Genomic DNA, 14,377 nt, shown 5'->3' on the forward strand with positions numbered 1-14,377 from the left:
TTCGCATTGATCCACTGCCGGTGTAGAGTGGCCGGCCGCGGCTGGGCGCGGCGGGTTGGGGGGAGCAGAGACATGTCGTTCAGGGGGATTTCCATTGCGGCCGCCGCCGCGGTTTTGGCCGGGCTGTCGTTCGGCGCATCGACGCCGGCCGGGGCGCAATATTGCGAAGGTACGGTGCACGGACTTTCCAGGCACTACAATCTGGCAACGGGAAGCGGCTTTCTCGCCGTTCGAGCCCGACCGAACTCGTCGTCACGCATGATCGGGCAATTGTTCAACGGCGACCAAACCGAGATCTTCGACCGCCGCGGAAACTGGTACCAGGTCGATTTCGGCGGCCGCACCGGCTGGGCGAATGCGCGCTGGCTGCGCAATGACTGCGGCTATTGAGCTATTTTCGCCTGAGCTAAAATAGCAGTTGCAACCAAATCGGCCGCTCCGCGTTGGCGGCGATGATGGACAGCAAGCCATTTGAAAAGCCGGTCGTGGTCGAACTCGGCCATGTCGGCAAGTATCGCCACATCCGCAGCGCCCAGGAGGCGGCGGAGTGCCTGATGACGATCTGGCCGCTCAATCGCGGGCCCCGTCATCGTGATGCCCTCGACACTTGCCTAAAAGTGCTGGAAGGTTATCGTTCGACGGCGGATGCGCGCCGGGCACTGATCGAAGCCGCCAGGGAATCGGACGTGCTGGTCGCAGACGACAGGCTGCCAGACGACAGACTGGCCGACGACAGGCTGCATTGAGGCAACGGGCTTTCAACCGGAGGGTTTCATGGCGAAACTGACCTACAAGATCGTCGAGCATGACGGAGGCTGGGCCTACAAGGTCGGCTCGACATTCTCCGAAACGTTCCCGACCCATCAGGACGCGTTGCGCGCCGCCGAGATCGCTTCCGCCGAACAGCAGGTCGCCGGCAACACCGACGGCATCCAGTACGAGGACGCCGACGGCAAATGGCACGACGAGCTCGCCGACGGCCGCGATCGGCCGCAGACCGAGGTTTCGGATTAGGGTGTATCGATATCCCAGTGATGCCGGCGTGCTTTACAGGTCGGTTTGGTAGCGCTACCGTCTCACATCGCGCGTGACCAGGGAGGAGCCTGGGCGCTGTCGCGGGCCAGGCAGGAAAGCGGTTTCCTTCGAAGTCGTTGCAGGAATCAATCGGGAGGAGATCGATGGCGTCTGTCGCAATCGGCGATGTCTACAAATCATTCGGGAACGTCGAGGTCCTGCACGGGGTCAGCGTCGATATAAACGACGGCGAGTTCGTCACGCTGGTCGGTCCTTCGGGTTGCGGAAAGTCGACCCTTCTCAGAATGATCGCCGGCCTGGAAAAGATCTCGCGCGGCCAGATTGCGATCGGCAAACGTGTCGTCAACAACGTTGCGCCAAAGGAGCGCGACGTCGCCATGGTCTTCCAGAACTATGCGCTCTACCCGCATATGACGGTCGCCGAGAACATGGCGTTTTCGCTGATGCTCAAGGGCGTTCCCAAGACGGAGAGCGATGCCGGCGTGCGGCGTGCGGCCGAGATCCTGGGACTGGTGCCGCTGCTCGACCGCTATCCGCGCCAGCTTTCCGGCGGCCAGCGCCAGCGCGTCGCCATGGGCCGGGCGATCGTGCGCGATCCGCAGGTCTTCCTGTTCGACGAGCCGCTGTCCAATCTCGATGCTAAGCTCCGGGTGCAGATGCGCGCCGAGATCAAGGAACTGCACCAGCGCCTGAAAACGACGACGGTCTACGTCACCCACGACCAGATCGAGGCGATGACCATGGCCGACAAGATCGTCGTCATGCATGACGGAATCGTCGAGCAGATCGGGCCGCCGCTCGAACTCTACGACCGGCCGAACAACCTTTTTGTCGCCAGCTTCATCGGCTCGCCCGCCATGAACATGCTCAGGGGCGAGATCGTAACCGACGGCTCGCCGTCGTTTCGCGGCGCCGGCGGAATTTCGGTCCCGTTGGCCTCGGCACTTTCCATCGGCAATGGTGAGCCGGTCGTGCTGGGAATACGGCCCGAGCATTTACGGCTGTCCGACCATCAGGGCATTCCGGTCACCGTCGTGGTGGTCGAGCCGACAGGGTCCGAAGTGCAGCTCATCGGCCGCACCGCCGGCGGCGAGGAGATCGTCGCCAATTTCCGGGAACGCCATTCCTTCACGCCGGGCGAAACCATCCGGCTTACGGCCGAGCCTGGCCTCATCCATCTCTTTCACGGCAAAACCGGACAGCGGTTCGAAACACCCATCGAGCAGTAGGACGGCAAGGACAATAAGCAGGAGGAAGCGAGCATGAAATTCAGCAGACGCGACGTGATCCGCACCACCGCCGGCGTGGCGGCGGGAGCCTTGGGAAGCCGGCTCATCGGTTCTCCCGCCTTTGCCCAGGAGGGGTTGAAATACAAGCCCGAGGACGGCGCCAAGCTCAGGCTGCTGCGCTGGTCGCCTTTCGTGCAGGGCGACGAGGATCAATGGCTGGCCAACACCAAGCGCTTCACCGAAGCGACCGGCGTCGAGGTCCGCGTCGACAAGGAAAGCTGGGAGGACATCCGTCCCAAGGCGGCGGTCGCCGCCAATGTCGGCTCGGGCCCGGACCTGATGTTCGTCTGGTTCGACGACCCGCACCAATATCCCGACAAGCTGCACGACGTGACGGAACTGGGCGAATATCTCGGCTCGAAATATGACGGTTGGCACGATGGACCGCACCAATATGCGACGCGGCAAGGCAAGTTCCTCGGCCTGCCGCTGGCGACCATCGGCAATGCCATCGTCTATCGCGAAAGCTGGGTGAAGGAGGCCGGCTTCTCCGAATTTCCGAAGGACACGGCAGGCTTGCTCGAACTTTGCAAGGCGTTGCAGGCGAAGGGCCATCCGGCCGGCTTCACGCACGGCCACGGCGTCGGCGACGGCAACAACTACGCCCACTGGCTGCTGTGGAGCCACGGCGGCAAAATGGTCGACGAGAGCAGCAAGGTGACGATCAACAGCCCCGAGACGCTGAAGGCGATCGAATACGCGCAGGAGCTCTACAAGACCTTCATTCCCGGTACCGAAAGCTGGCTCGACGTCAACAACAACCGCGCCTTCCTAGCCGGCGAATTGAGCGTCATCGCCAACGGCATTTCGGCCTACAACACCGCCAAGGTCAACAAGGACAAGGATCCGAAACTGGCCGAGATGGCCAAGGACATCCGCACGACCAACCTGCCGATCGGCCCGGTCGGGAAATCCGTCGAGCTGTTCCAGGTGACCACGGCCGTGATCTTCGACTACACACCCTACCCCAACGCCGCCAAGGCCTACCTGCAGTTCATGTTCGAGGAACCGCAAATGGCCAAGTGGATCACGTCCTCGGCGGGCTATTGCTGCCAGACGCTCAAAGCCTTCGACAATAACCCGGTGTGGACGGCCGATCCTAACAATGCCGCCTATGCCAAGGCCTCGGCGACGCTGCGGCCCAACGGCTATGCCGGCCCGCTCGGCTATGCCTCGGCGGCGACCATGGCCGACTATGTGCTGGTCGACATGTTCGCAAAGGCGGTGACCGGCCAGGCGACGCCGCAAGAAGCGATGGAAGAAGCCGAGAAGCGCGCAAACCGCTACTATCGCGTTTGAGCCGGATTCAGCCGGGCAGCCATGCTGCCCGGCTTCGAATCGCGCATGGCCGCCTGGCCGATCAATGAGACCTTAGAGGAGCCGACCCATGGCCGTGACCTCCGCTGCCGCTCAGCCACGCCGGTCGACGCTGTCGCGCATTTTGACGTTCGTGTCTGAAAGTCATAACGCGCTTGGCTTCGGCTTCATGCTGCCGGCGGCGGCACTGCTGCTGGTCTTCCTGACCTATCCGCTCGGGCTCGGCGTCTGGCTCGGCTTCACCGATGCCCGCATCGGCCGCCCCGGCATCTTCATCGGCATTGAGAACTACGAATATCTGTGGGACGACGCCGTCTTCTGGCTCTCCGTCTTCAACACCTTGCTCTACACGATCAGCGCCTCGATCCTGAAGTTTGCGCTCGGCCTCTGGCTGGCGCTTATCCTCAACCAGAATCTGCCGTTCAAATCGTTCTTCCGCGCGATCGTCCTGCTGCCCTGGGTGGTGCCGACGGTGCTGTCGGCGATCGCCTTCTGGTGGATCTACGATTCGCAGTTCTCGATCCTGTCCTGGGCACTTATGGAAATGGGCCTGATCGACCATCGCATCAATTTCCTCGGCGACCCGGAGAATGCGCGGGCTTCGGTCATCGCCGCCAATGTCTGGCGCGGCATTCCTTTCGTGGCGATCACGCTGCTTGCCGGCCTGCAGACGATTCCGCAGTCGCTCTACGAGGCCGCCACGCTCGACGGCGCCAGCCGCTGGCAATTGTTCCGTTACGTGACGCTGCCGCTGCTGACGCCGATCATCGCCATCACCATGACGTTTTCGGTGCTGTTCACCTTCACCGATTTCCAGCTGATCTATGTGCTGACGCGCGGCGGGCCGGTCAACGCCACCCATCTGATGGCGACGCTGTCGTTCCAGCGCGGCATTTCCGGAGGCCAGCTTGGCGAGGGCGCCGCGATCGCAGTCGCCATGATCCCGTTCCTGCTGGCGGCGATCCTGTTCAGCTATTTTGGCCTACAGCGCCGCAAATGGCAGCAGGGCGGCGGAGATTGACATGACCGCGATCGAAACGAGCAAACGCCCGGAACTCGACGAAGGCGGTATGGGCTACCTGCAGAGTTTGCCGCGCCGCGTGGTGACGGTCTACCTGCCGCTGCTGATATTCGTCATCGTGCTGTTGTTTCCGTTCTACTGGATGACGATCACAGCGGTTAAGCCCAACCTCGAGATGACCGACTACGCCAATTTCAATCCGTTCTGGGTGGTGCATCCGACGCTCGAGCATATCCACTATCTTCTTTTCGAGACATCCTATCCAGGCTGGCTGCTCAACACGATCATCATCTCGACCGCTGCCACTGTGCTCTCGCTGCTGGCTGCGGTGTTCGCCGCCTATGCGATCGAACGCTTGCGGTTCTCCGGGGCGCGGCAGGTCGGCCTCGCGGTGTTCCTCGCCTATCTCGTACCGCCCTCGATCCTGTTCATTCCGCTGTCGGTGATGGTGTTCAACCTTGGGCTTTACGACACGCCGTTCGCGCTCATCCTCACCTATCCGACCTTCCTGATCCCGTTCTGCACATGGCTGCTGATGGGTTACTTCCGCTCGATCCCGTTCGAGTTGGAAGAATGCGCGCTGATCGACGGCGCGAGCCGCTGGCAGATCCTCACCAAGATCGTGCTGCCGCTGTCGGTGCCGGGGCTGATTTCCGCCGGCATCTTCGCATTCACCCTGTCATGGAACGAGTTCATCTACGCCTTGACCTTCATCCAGTCGTCCGAAAACAAGACCGTGCCGGTCGGCGTGCTCACCGAGCTGGTGCGCTCGGATGTCTATGAATGGGGGGCGCTGATGGCGGGAGCGCTGATCGGTTCATTGCCGGTCGTGGTGCTCTATTCGTTCTTTGTCGAGCACTATGTTTCCTCGATGACCGGAGCCGTGAAGGAATAGGCGGCATGGTCAGGAATGCGTGAGCTTCCCGGAGGGTGTCAGCTGCTAGTGTCGGACTTCGGCGCAAATGCGCGGTCGGCAATGCGTTCGATGAAAGCGACGACCCGTTCCGGCTCGACGAATTGTGGCATGTGGCCAAGCCCCTCGACCGGCTCGAAATCGAGCCCGCTGATCTTTTCCATCAGCGGCCAGCCATGGATATCGATCCCCAGGACGATGTCGGAAGCACCAAACAGAATGCCGGCTGGCATGGCGATCTCACCATAGCGTTGTTCGATGCGGCCAAGGTCGTGCTCGATGGCCGCGACGTCGGTCGAGGTTGCATAGAAATGGCTTGGCCTCAGCCCGCACCAGCCGCCGCCCTCGACCATATAGTCGGCCGGCGCGGTCTGCGGCGCGAAAATGAAGGCAAGCGTCGCTTCGGCATATTTGAGAGCCGCCGGGATCGCCACCGTATGCGCCATGATCCGCCGCCGCAGCGGCGACCTGACGTATAGCGGGCCGAACTTCTCGCGCACCTCCGGCTCCAGATGGGTCAGCGGTGCCAGCAAGGCGATACCGGAAATCGCCTCTGGACACTCGACAGCCAGCGTCAGCGCGATGGCGCCACCCAGCGAATGGCCGACGACCAGAGGCTTTTCCAGCCCAAGCGCCTCGATAAAGCGCCGCACGATCTCGGCCTGCTCGGGCAGCCGTCCGCTGGCGCCGCTGGCCCGCACCGAATAGCCGGAACCCGGACGGTCGAGCGCGATCAGCCGATAATTCGGGCCGAACCGTCCGAACAGCGTGTGGCCGAATTGATGAAGCTGCGCGCCAAGCCCGTGTAGGAAGACGATCGGCCGCCCCTCGCCCGTCTCGACATAATGGATGCGATTGCCGTCGACCTCGATGAATTTCCCGCTGGCCGGCACCAGCCTTTCGGCCTTCGCCGCGATCCGCCGCGTCGCCAGTATCGGATAGGCTGCCACGACGAGCGCCAGCAGAAGCAGCGCGCCGGGCAGCCATAGAAGAATCGAGACCGGCATGTCTTGCTCATGGCTCCAAACCGGCACGCAGCATCACCCGCCGAAGGGTCCACTGCAAGGGAGGTGGCACAGGTGGATCCGTCGTTTGGCGGCATTGCCGCCGGCCGTCCGCCGCGCTATCTCAGGCGACCCGTTTGCCGGAGCTAGTCATGACCGAAATCGTCACCGCCGCCATGCTCGTCATCGGCGACGAGATTCTGTCCGGCCGCACCAAGGACAAGAACATCGGCCACCTCGCCGACATCATGACCGCGATCGGCATCGACCTGAAGGAAGTGCGCATCGTTGCGGACGAGGAAGACGAGATCGTCGCTGCGGTGAATGCGCTGCGCACCCGCTATACTTATGTCTTCACCACCGGCGGCATCGGCCCGACGCATGACGACATCACCGCCGATTCGGTTGCCAAGGCCTTTGGCGTGCCATGCGAATACGACGCCAGGGCCTACGCCCTGCTGGAAGCAAGCTATGCAGCCCGCGGCATCGAATACACCGAAGCGCGCAAGCGCATGGCGCGGATGCCGCGCGGGGCAGACCACATCGACAATCCGGTGTCGGTTGCGCCGGGCTTTCGCATCGGCAACGTCCATGTCATGGCCGGCGTGCCGGCGATTTTCCAGGCGATGCTCGACAATGTCGTGCCGACATTGCGGGCCGGCACCAAAATGCTGTCGGCAACCGTGGAATGCCCGTTCGGCGAAGGCCTGATCGGCGGGCCGCTGGGCGACATCCAGAAGGCGCATCCGGACACGATCATCGGCTCCTACCCGAAATATGGCGACGGCAAATTCTGGACGGAACTGGTGGTGCGGGCCCGCAGCCAGCCGGCGCTGGACTCGGCACGCGCCGACGTAGAGGCTATGGTGGCGAGCTTGATCAGGGCAAGCAGAGTGGGTTGATCGGCCGGCCTGACGGAACCAGCATCGCGCAGTGACGTTTGTCACGAGTGGGATCGCCGTAAAACTGAGGGATTGCCATGCGCTTCAAGACCATCGTTGCCATATTGCAGAATGAACAGGATGCCGAGCGCGTCCTCGACTGCGCGATCCCGCTGGCCAGCCGATTCCAGAGCCATCTAATCGGCATTCATGCCGAGGCGCTGCCCGTGCCCTACACCTCGGCCACCGGCTTTCCGGACACCGAGTTCCTGCAGGTTTCCGCCGACATGAACCGGGAGCGCGCCGAGAAGTTGCAGGCCGCCTTTTACAAGCGCATCGAGAATTCCGGCCTGTCGTTCGAGTGGCGCAGCCTCGAGAGTTTTTCCGGCGACAGTGCGCTGACCGGCATCTCGACCGTTCGCACCGCGGACCTGATCATCGCCGCCCAGCGCGAATCGGGCAGCGATCCGAGCGCCGACGTCGACACGCTGGTCTACGATGCCGGCCGGCCGGTGCTGGTGGTGCCGCATTTGGGTCCCCTCGTCACCAGCTTCAAGCATGTGCTGCTCGCCTGGAACGGCAGCAAGGAAGCCGCGCGCGCGGCCTTCGACGCCCTGCCCTTCATCATCGAGGCCGAGAAGACGGACATCGTCGTCATCGATCCGCCGGATACGCTCGACGAGGCGCCGGAAACGGCCGGCGCAGAGATCGCCGCCTCGCTGTCCAGGCACGGCGCGACCGTCAGCGTCTCGGTGCTGAGGTCAGGCGGCGCCTCGGTCGACGACATCATCCAGACCAGGGTCGCCGAGTCGGGTGCGGACCTGCTCGTGCTCGGCGCCTACAGCCATTCCTGGCTGCGCCAGCTGCTGTTCGGCGGGGTGACGCGGACGGTGCTGCGCACCGCCCCGGTGGCGGCTTTCCTGTCGCGGTAGAGCATGATCCCGAAAAGTGGAATCCGGTTTTCGGAAAGATCATGCTCAAGAAAAAAGAATAGAGCCCCATCCCGATCATGTCGGGATGGAACAGGCTTTAGGTTCACAGGGATAGCTTTGCCACTCCCCTTGCCAAGGCCAAGCCTTTCCAGTTAATTCCGCGCGCATTCCATAGTGTCTGCGCGCGATGCGCGCTTTGCGGAGTGCGCGAAAGATGTCCCTGCCCGAAAAAGCCTTCCCGGTCTCCTGGGACCAGTTCCACCGCGACGCGCGCGCGCTCGCCTGGCGGCTTGCCGGCGCCAACAAGGGGCAATGGAAGGCGATCGTCTGCATCACGCGCGGCGGCCTGGTTCCGGCCGCCATCATTTCGCGCGAGCTTGGCATCCGCATCATCGAGACGGTCTGCGTCGCCTCCTACCATGATTATACCAGCCAGGGGCAATTGCAGGTGCTGAAGGAGGTCACGCCGGCGCTGCTCGCCGATGACGGCGCCGGCGTGCTGATCATCGACGACCTCACCGACACCGGCAAGACGGCGGGCATCGTGCGCGCGATGATGCCCAAGGCGCATTTCGCCACCGTCTATGCCAAGCCAAAAGGCAGACCGATGGTCGACACTTTCGTTACCGAGGTCAGCCAGGACACCTGGATCTATTTCCCTTGGGACATGGGCTTCACCTACCAAAAGCCGATCGCCGACGACCACGCCGGCTGATTCGCGGCAACGCCGCTCATTGCAGCCGGTCGCCCAAGGCACCATCCGCGACCGACAAATGCCTGCGTGATGCTCGCGCGGCCGCGCCATTTGGGCGAGACCGACGTAAATTGGCGCAATTTCGTTGGTCCATGAAAGATTTTTTACTTTTATTGCTCATGATTAGCCGTAAGATTCGTAAGACGGCAAACGATTCTGGAAGCTGGGGCAAGCTTCTCCGATGTTGACAAGGCCAACGACGCATAACCATCTGGCCGAAAGGGTCCGGCGACTCTTCGGCACGGTGCCGTCCCGCCTGCAGGTTGCCGCCCTGCCCTGGCGCGATAGCGGCGACGGCGTCGAAATCATGCTGATCACCAGCCGCGACACCGGCCGCTGGGTGCTTCCCAAGGGCTGGCCGGAAGCAAAGGAGCCGCTTTGCGAGGCGGCGGCGCGCGAAGCCGGCGAAGAGGCCGGGCTGCGCGGCACGATCTCGCATCACGAGGCCGGCCGCTATTTCTATGCCAAGGTGCTGGATTCCGGCGAGGAAGTGCCGTGCGAGGTGCTGGTGTTCCCGCTGCAGGTCGACAAGGTCGCCGACCGATGGAAGGAAAAGCGGGCACGCACCCGCAAGTGGGTCAGCGCCGCCGAGGCTGTGGGCATGGTGCATGAACCGGACCTTTGCCAGATCATCGCCCATTTCTGCGCCGATCCACGCCGGTTCTCCTGAGCCCGAGCCGCGCATAGCCGCGATCAGGTGCCGCTATGCGGAGGCGAACCTCCCTCGCTGCGCTCCGTTTCTATCCCCGTTATCCACATATGTGACACACAAGATGTTGGGGTCATAAAAGCTACGCAAACGAATCCTTGACGCCGCAAAACGAGTCGCCTTTTATAGGCCATGCGCTCCTGTTGAGAGTGCGACCGGAAAAGTTTCGAGGCCGGTCTTTTTCCCGGAATATGTGCGTTTTGAACCGCATTCCCGCCTGTTCACGAGGCCGGCGAAGGCGTGGAATTTTGAAGCTCTTTTGGGGCGAAAGGGAGGATTGTCGGACTTGAATAAATTGTCTGTTAATACTATATTTAGTGTTTGCAGGTAGGTTCGACGCTAGATAATGTGAAGTTCCCTCGACCGAGGGTGTTACAAAAAGTTTTCAGTTTTGAGGGACCCACAGGGTCCGTGAGCGCGTTGGACAGCGGCCTCGCAAGAGGTTCGACCGGCAGGGCGGCGGAGACTGTGACGATGAGAGCCGGCGGTTTTCGAGCGCCGGCAGACGGCGGACATGCGCGTTTCGTCAAGAGGGCAGAAATCCTCTGGGAAAAGCGCTATATGTAGACAAAAGGGACCGGACCAATGCGCATCGAGCGTCGTTTCACCAAGCAGGGACAATCTGCCTATGCGGAGATCGAATTCCGCAAGGCGCTTTCGGAGATCAAGAATCCGGATGGGTCGGTGGTGTTCCGCTTGGACAACATCGACGTGCCGGCGCAGTTCTCCCAGGTTGCCGCCGATATCCTGGCGCAGAAATATTTCCGCAAGGCGGGCGTCCCGGCACGGCTGAAGAAGGTCGAGGAGACGCAAGTCCCCTCCTTCCTGTGGCGCTCGGTCGCCGACGAAGCTGAACTGGCAAAGCTGCCGGAAGCCGAGCGCTACGGTTCCGAGACCGACGCCCGCCAGGTCTTCGACCGGCTTGCCGGCACCTGGACCTATTGGGGCTGGAAGGGCGGCTACTTCAAGTCGGAGGAAGACGCGCGCGCCTTCCGCGACGAGCTCGCCTATATGCTGGCCACCCAGCGCGTCGCGCCGAATTCGCCGCAATGGTTCAACACCGGCCTGCACTGGGCCTATGGCATCGACGGTCCGAGCCAGGGCCATTTCTATGTCGACCCGTTCACCGGCAAGCTGACCAAGTCGAAGTCCTCCTACGAGCATCCGCAGCCGCATGCCTGCTTCATCCAGGGCGTGCAGGACGACCTCGTCAATGAAGGCGGCATCATGGACCTGTGGGTGCGTGAGGCGCGCCTGTTCAAATACGGCTCCGGCACGGGCTCCAACTTCTCGTTCCTGCGCGGCGAAGGCGAAAAGCTGTCGGGCGGCGGCCGCTCGTCGGGGCTGATGAGCTTCCTCAAGATCGGCGACCGCGCGGCGGGCGCCATCAAATCGGGCGGCACGACGCGTCGCGCGGCGAAAATGGTCATCGTCGACGCCGACCATCCCGATATCGAGGAATTCATCGACTGGAAGGTCAATGAGGAGCAGAAGGTCGCCTCGCTGGTAACCGGCTCGAAGATCGTCAAGAAGCACCTCGAAGCGATCATGAAGGCCTGCATCAACTGCGAAGGCAATGGCGACGATTGCTTCGATCCGGCGGTCAACACCGCGCTGAAGCGCGAGATCAAGGCGGCCAAGAAGGACGCGGTGCCGGAGAACTATATCTACCGCGTCATCCAGTTCGCCAAGCAGGGCTATACCTCGATGTCGTTCAAGACCTACGACACCGACTGGGATTCCGACGCCTATCTCACCGTTTCGGGCCAGAACTCCAACAATTCGGTGTCGCTGAAGGACGATTTCCTGCGCGCCGTCGAGCAGGACGGCGACTGGCATCTCACCGCCCGCAAGGACGGCAAGGTGCTGAAGACGCTGAAGGCACGCGATCTCTGGGAAAAGATCGGCTATGCCGCGTGGGCATCGGCCGATCCAGGCCTGCATTTCAACACGACGATGAACGACTGGCACACCTGCGCCTCGGCCGGTGCGATCCGGGCGTCCAACCCGTGCTCGGAATACATGTTCCTCGACGACACCGCCTGCAATCTCGCGTCGATCAACCTCCTGCCCTACCGCAACGCGGACGGCACGATCGACATATCAGCCTACGAGCACACGGTACGGCTGTGGACCATGGTGCTGGAAATCTCCGTCATGATGGCGCAGTTCCCGTCGAAGGAGATCGCCAAGCTTTCCTACGAGTACCGCACGCTCGGCCTCGGCTACGCCAATATCGGCGGCCTGCTGATGACCTCGGGCATTCCCTATGATTCCGACGAGGGCCGCGCCATCTGCGCCGCCCTCACCGCGATCATGACCGGCACCGCCTATGCCACCTCGGCTGAAATGGCCGCCGAGCTCGGCGCCTTCCCCGACTACGACCGCAATGCGCAGAACATGCTGCGTGTCATGCGCAACCATCGCCGCGCTGCCTATGGCGAAAGGGATGGCTACGAGAAGCTCGCCGTCAACCCGGTGCCGCTGGTCGCCTCGGATCTCAAGCAGCAGGAACTTGCCGACCATGCCAAGGCCGCCTGGGACCGCGCCATCGAGCTCGGCGAGGAGCATGGCTACCGCAATGCGCAGGCAACAGTGATCGCGCCGACCGGCACGATCGGCCTGGTCATGGATTGCGACACCACCGGCATCGAGCCCGACTTCGCGCTGGTAAAATTCAAGAAGCTCGCGGGCGGCGGCTATTTCAAGATCATCAACCGTGCGGTGCCCGAAGCGCTGCGCACGCTTGGCTATTCCGAGAGCCAGATCGCCGAGATCGAGGCCTATGCGGTCGGCCATGGCAATCTCAACCAGGCGCCGGGCATCAACCCCGGCTCGCTCAAGGCAAAAGGCTTTACCGACGAAAAGATCGCCGCGCTCAATGCGGCGTTGAAATCGGCGTTCGATATCAAGTTCGTCTTCAACCAGTGGACGCTGGGCGCCGACTGGGTGAAGGAGACGTTCGGCTTCACCGACGAGCAGCTCAATGATTTCTCGTTCGAGATGCTGCCGGCGCTGGGCTTCTCGAAGAAGGACATAGAGGCCGCCAACATCCATGTCTGCGGGGCGATGACGCTGGAAGGCGCGCCGTTCCTGAAGGTCGAACACCTGCCGGTGTTCGACTGCGCCAGCCCGTGCGGCAAGATCGGCAAGCGTTCGCTGTCGATCAACAGCCACATCATGATGATGGCGGCGGCACAGCCCTTCATCTCCGGCGCCATTTCCAAGACCATCAACATGCCGAACGACGCGACGGTGGAAGACGCCAAGGGCGCCTACATGCTGTCGTGGAAGCTGGCGCTGAAGGCCAACGCGCTCTATCGCGACGGCTCGAAGCTCTCCCAGCCGCTCAATGCCTCGCTGCTCGCCGATAGCGAGGACGACGAGGACGAAGCGGTCGAGCAGCTGATCGCGGCGCCGGCGGCACAGCGCGCCGTACAGGTGACCGAAAAGATCGTCGAGCGCGTCGTCGAACGCCTCTACCGCGACCGCGAGAAACTGCCGAACCGCCGCAAGGGCTATACCCAGAAGGCGGTCGTCGGCGGCCACAAGGTCTATCTCAGGACCGGCGAATTCGATGACGGCCGTATCGGCGAGATCTTCATCGACATGCACAAGGAAGGTGCCGCCTTCCGGGCGATGATGAACAACTTCGCCATCGCCATCTCGCTCGGCCTGCAATATGGCGTGCCGCTCGAGGAATTCGTCGAAGCCTTCACCTTCACCAAATTCGAGCCGGCCGGCATGGTGCAGGGCAACGACGCCATCAAGAACGCCACATCGATCCTCGACTATGTGTTCCGCGAACTGGCCGTCTCCTATCTCGGCCGCCACGACCTCGCCCATGTCGACCAGTCGGACTTCGACAAGACCGCACTCGGGCGCGGCATCAACGAAGGCAAGGCGACGCCCTTCTCCAAGGGCCTGACCCGCGGTGCCTCGCCGGTCAAGCTGGTGTCGGGCATGGGCGCCGAGCCGAAAGGCTTTGCCGGTTCGGGCTCCGGAACTCCAGCCCGTACCGCCCCGACCGCCTTCTCCGGCTCCAACGTGCTGACGCTAAAGCCGGCCAGCGACGAGGCCATCGCCTACAAGCGCGACTACGAGGAGCGCGCCAGGGAACTGGTCGAGGACATCGTCTACGCGGAAGCGTCCGACCCGACGGAGCTGTTCACCGACGAGGCCGCCAAAGAAGCAGCCGAAGCAAAAGCCCTTGCCGCCAACCGGCGCCAGCAATCGTTGATGCAGGGCTACACCGGCAACGAATGCTCGGAATGCCACAATTTCACGATGGTGCGGAACGGGACTTGCGAGAAGTGCGATACTTGTGGGGCTACGAGCGGGTGTAGCTGAGACAGCTGATAGGCAAGTTGATCGCTTGGAGGTGGGTTGACGGCAACCCACCTCTAACGGCCAAAGCAAGCAAATTGCCACCACCCGATCAGGCACGCCCGATGCCTAGCTACTCAAAGCTCGCGACGTTGCTCGTGCGGTCGTTCAAACGCTGTGCTCGGCCCTAACCCAA

Annotated in this window: 13 protein-coding genes; 12 read left to right on the forward strand and 1 reads right to left on the reverse strand. The window is 62.4% G+C overall.

The features are described 5' to 3' along the window. Nucleotides 1–72 precede the first annotated feature (72 nt). The 7 genes from NKG60_RS13305 to NKG60_RS13335 all read left to right on the forward strand — a co-directional run bounded on the left by NKG60_RS13305 (nt 73) and on the right by NKG60_RS13335 (nt 5,557). On the forward strand, nt 73–390 hold the full coding sequence (locus NKG60_RS13305; RefSeq protein ID WP_352662429.1) for an SH3 domain-containing protein: 318 nt from the start codon (nt 73–75) through the stop codon (nt 388–390). A 62-nt stretch (nt 391–452) separates the two neighbouring features. Continuing rightward, entirely contained in the window at nt 453–746 is a 294-nt protein-coding gene (locus tag NKG60_RS13310; protein ID WP_352662432.1) for a DUF982 domain-containing protein, read from the forward strand. A 28-nt stretch (nt 747–774) separates the two neighbouring features. Beyond that, on the forward strand, nt 775–1,014 hold the full coding sequence (locus NKG60_RS13315; protein WP_023674770.1) for a DUF2188 domain-containing protein: 240 nt from the start codon (nt 775–777) through the stop codon (nt 1,012–1,014). Nucleotides 1,015–1,178: 164 nt separating this feature from the next. Further along, nucleotides 1,179–2,264 carry an ABC transporter ATP-binding protein gene (locus NKG60_RS13320; protein ID WP_352865866.1) on the forward strand — a complete coding sequence of 362 codons (1,086 nt, stop codon included), beginning with the start codon at nt 1,179–1,181 and terminating at the stop codon, nt 2,262–2,264. A gap of 33 nt (nt 2,265–2,297) precedes the next feature. After that, on the forward strand, nt 2,298–3,623 hold the full coding sequence (locus NKG60_RS13325) for an ABC transporter substrate-binding protein (RefSeq protein WP_352865863.1): 1,326 nt from the start codon (nt 2,298–2,300) through the stop codon (nt 3,621–3,623). A gap of 187 nt (nt 3,624–3,810) precedes the next feature. Continuing rightward, nucleotides 3,811–4,662 carry a carbohydrate ABC transporter permease gene (locus tag NKG60_RS13330; RefSeq protein WP_376705884.1) on the forward strand — a complete coding sequence of 284 codons (852 nt, stop codon included), beginning with the start codon at nt 3,811–3,813 and terminating at the stop codon, nt 4,660–4,662. Between the two features lies 1 nt (nt 4,663). After that, nucleotides 4,664–5,557 carry a carbohydrate ABC transporter permease gene (locus NKG60_RS13335; RefSeq protein ID WP_352865860.1) on the forward strand — a complete coding sequence of 298 codons (894 nt, stop codon included), beginning with the start codon at nt 4,664–4,666 and terminating at the stop codon, nt 5,555–5,557. Between the two features lie 38 nt (nt 5,558–5,595). Here NKG60_RS13335 and NKG60_RS13340 read toward each other — a convergent pair whose 3' ends face one another. After that, nucleotides 5,596–6,582, reverse strand: a complete 987-nt coding sequence (locus NKG60_RS13340; protein ID WP_352865858.1) for an alpha/beta fold hydrolase — start codon at nt 6,580–6,582, stop codon at nt 5,596–5,598. A gap of 149 nt (nt 6,583–6,731) precedes the next feature. Here NKG60_RS13340 and NKG60_RS13345 point away from each other — a divergent pair, with 149 nt between their 5' ends. From NKG60_RS13345 to NKG60_RS13365, 5 genes are all read left to right on the forward strand, one after another. Next, complete coding sequence (locus tag NKG60_RS13345; RefSeq protein WP_352865855.1) at nt 6,732–7,481, forward strand: competence/damage-inducible protein A; 750 nt, start codon at nt 6,732–6,734, stop codon at nt 7,479–7,481. A 77-nt stretch (nt 7,482–7,558) separates the two neighbouring features. Further along, entirely contained in the window at nt 7,559–8,392 is an 834-nt protein-coding gene (locus NKG60_RS13350) for a universal stress protein (protein ID WP_352865852.1), read from the forward strand. Between the two features lie 214 nt (nt 8,393–8,606). After that, on the forward strand, nt 8,607–9,107 hold the full coding sequence (gene gpt / locus NKG60_RS13355) for a xanthine phosphoribosyltransferase (protein ID WP_023674762.1): 501 nt from the start codon (nt 8,607–8,609) through the stop codon (nt 9,105–9,107). 220 nt (nt 9,108–9,327) lie between these two features. Next, entirely contained in the window at nt 9,328–9,816 is a 489-nt protein-coding gene (locus tag NKG60_RS13360) for an NUDIX hydrolase (protein WP_352865849.1), read from the forward strand. A 624-nt stretch (nt 9,817–10,440) separates the two neighbouring features. After that, nucleotides 10,441–14,205 (forward strand): vitamin B12-dependent ribonucleotide reductase, encoded by a 3,765-nt coding sequence (locus tag NKG60_RS13365; protein ID WP_352865846.1) that lies wholly within the window; start codon nt 10,441–10,443, stop codon nt 14,203–14,205. Nucleotides 14,206–14,377 lie beyond the last annotated feature (172 nt).

It is taken from the genome of Mesorhizobium sp. M1428 (assembly GCF_040317515.1).
Lineage (GTDB): Bacteria > Pseudomonadota > Alphaproteobacteria > Rhizobiales > Rhizobiaceae > Mesorhizobium.

Excerpts from the sequence above, each read along its gene's own strand:
- NKG60_RS13320 (WP_352865866.1), top strand. The coding sequence starts at position 1,179 with ATGGCGTCTGTCGCAATCGGCGATGTCTACAAATCATTCGGGAACGTC.
- NKG60_RS13350 (WP_352865852.1), top strand. The coding sequence starts at position 7,559 with ATGCGCTTCAAGACCATCGTTGCCATATTGCAGAATGAACAGGATGCC.
- NKG60_RS13340 (WP_352865858.1), bottom strand. The coding sequence starts at position 6,582 with ATGCCGGTCTCGATTCTTCTATGGCTGCCCGGCGCGCTGCTTCTGCTG.
- NKG60_RS13335 (WP_352865860.1), top strand. The coding sequence starts at position 4,664 with ATGACCGCGATCGAAACGAGCAAACGCCCGGAACTCGACGAAGGCGGT.
- NKG60_RS13310 (WP_352662432.1), top strand. The coding sequence starts at position 453 with ATGATGGACAGCAAGCCATTTGAAAAGCCGGTCGTGGTCGAACTCGGC.
- gpt (WP_023674762.1), top strand. The coding sequence starts at position 8,607 with ATGTCCCTGCCCGAAAAAGCCTTCCCGGTCTCCTGGGACCAGTTCCAC.
- NKG60_RS13345 (WP_352865855.1), top strand. The coding sequence starts at position 6,732 with ATGACCGAAATCGTCACCGCCGCCATGCTCGTCATCGGCGACGAGATT.
- NKG60_RS13365 (WP_352865846.1), top strand. The coding sequence starts at position 10,441 with ATGCGCATCGAGCGTCGTTTCACCAAGCAGGGACAATCTGCCTATGCG.
- NKG60_RS13330 (WP_376705884.1), top strand. The coding sequence starts at position 3,811 with ATGCTGCCGGCGGCGGCACTGCTGCTGGTCTTCCTGACCTATCCGCTC.
- NKG60_RS13325 (WP_352865863.1), top strand. The coding sequence starts at position 2,298 with ATGAAATTCAGCAGACGCGACGTGATCCGCACCACCGCCGGCGTGGCG.
- NKG60_RS13305 (WP_352662429.1), top strand. The coding sequence starts at position 73 with ATGTCGTTCAGGGGGATTTCCATTGCGGCCGCCGCCGCGGTTTTGGCC.
- NKG60_RS13315 (WP_023674770.1), top strand. The coding sequence starts at position 775 with ATGGCGAAACTGACCTACAAGATCGTCGAGCATGACGGAGGCTGGGCC.
- NKG60_RS13360 (WP_352865849.1), top strand. The coding sequence starts at position 9,328 with ATGTTGACAAGGCCAACGACGCATAACCATCTGGCCGAAAGGGTCCGG.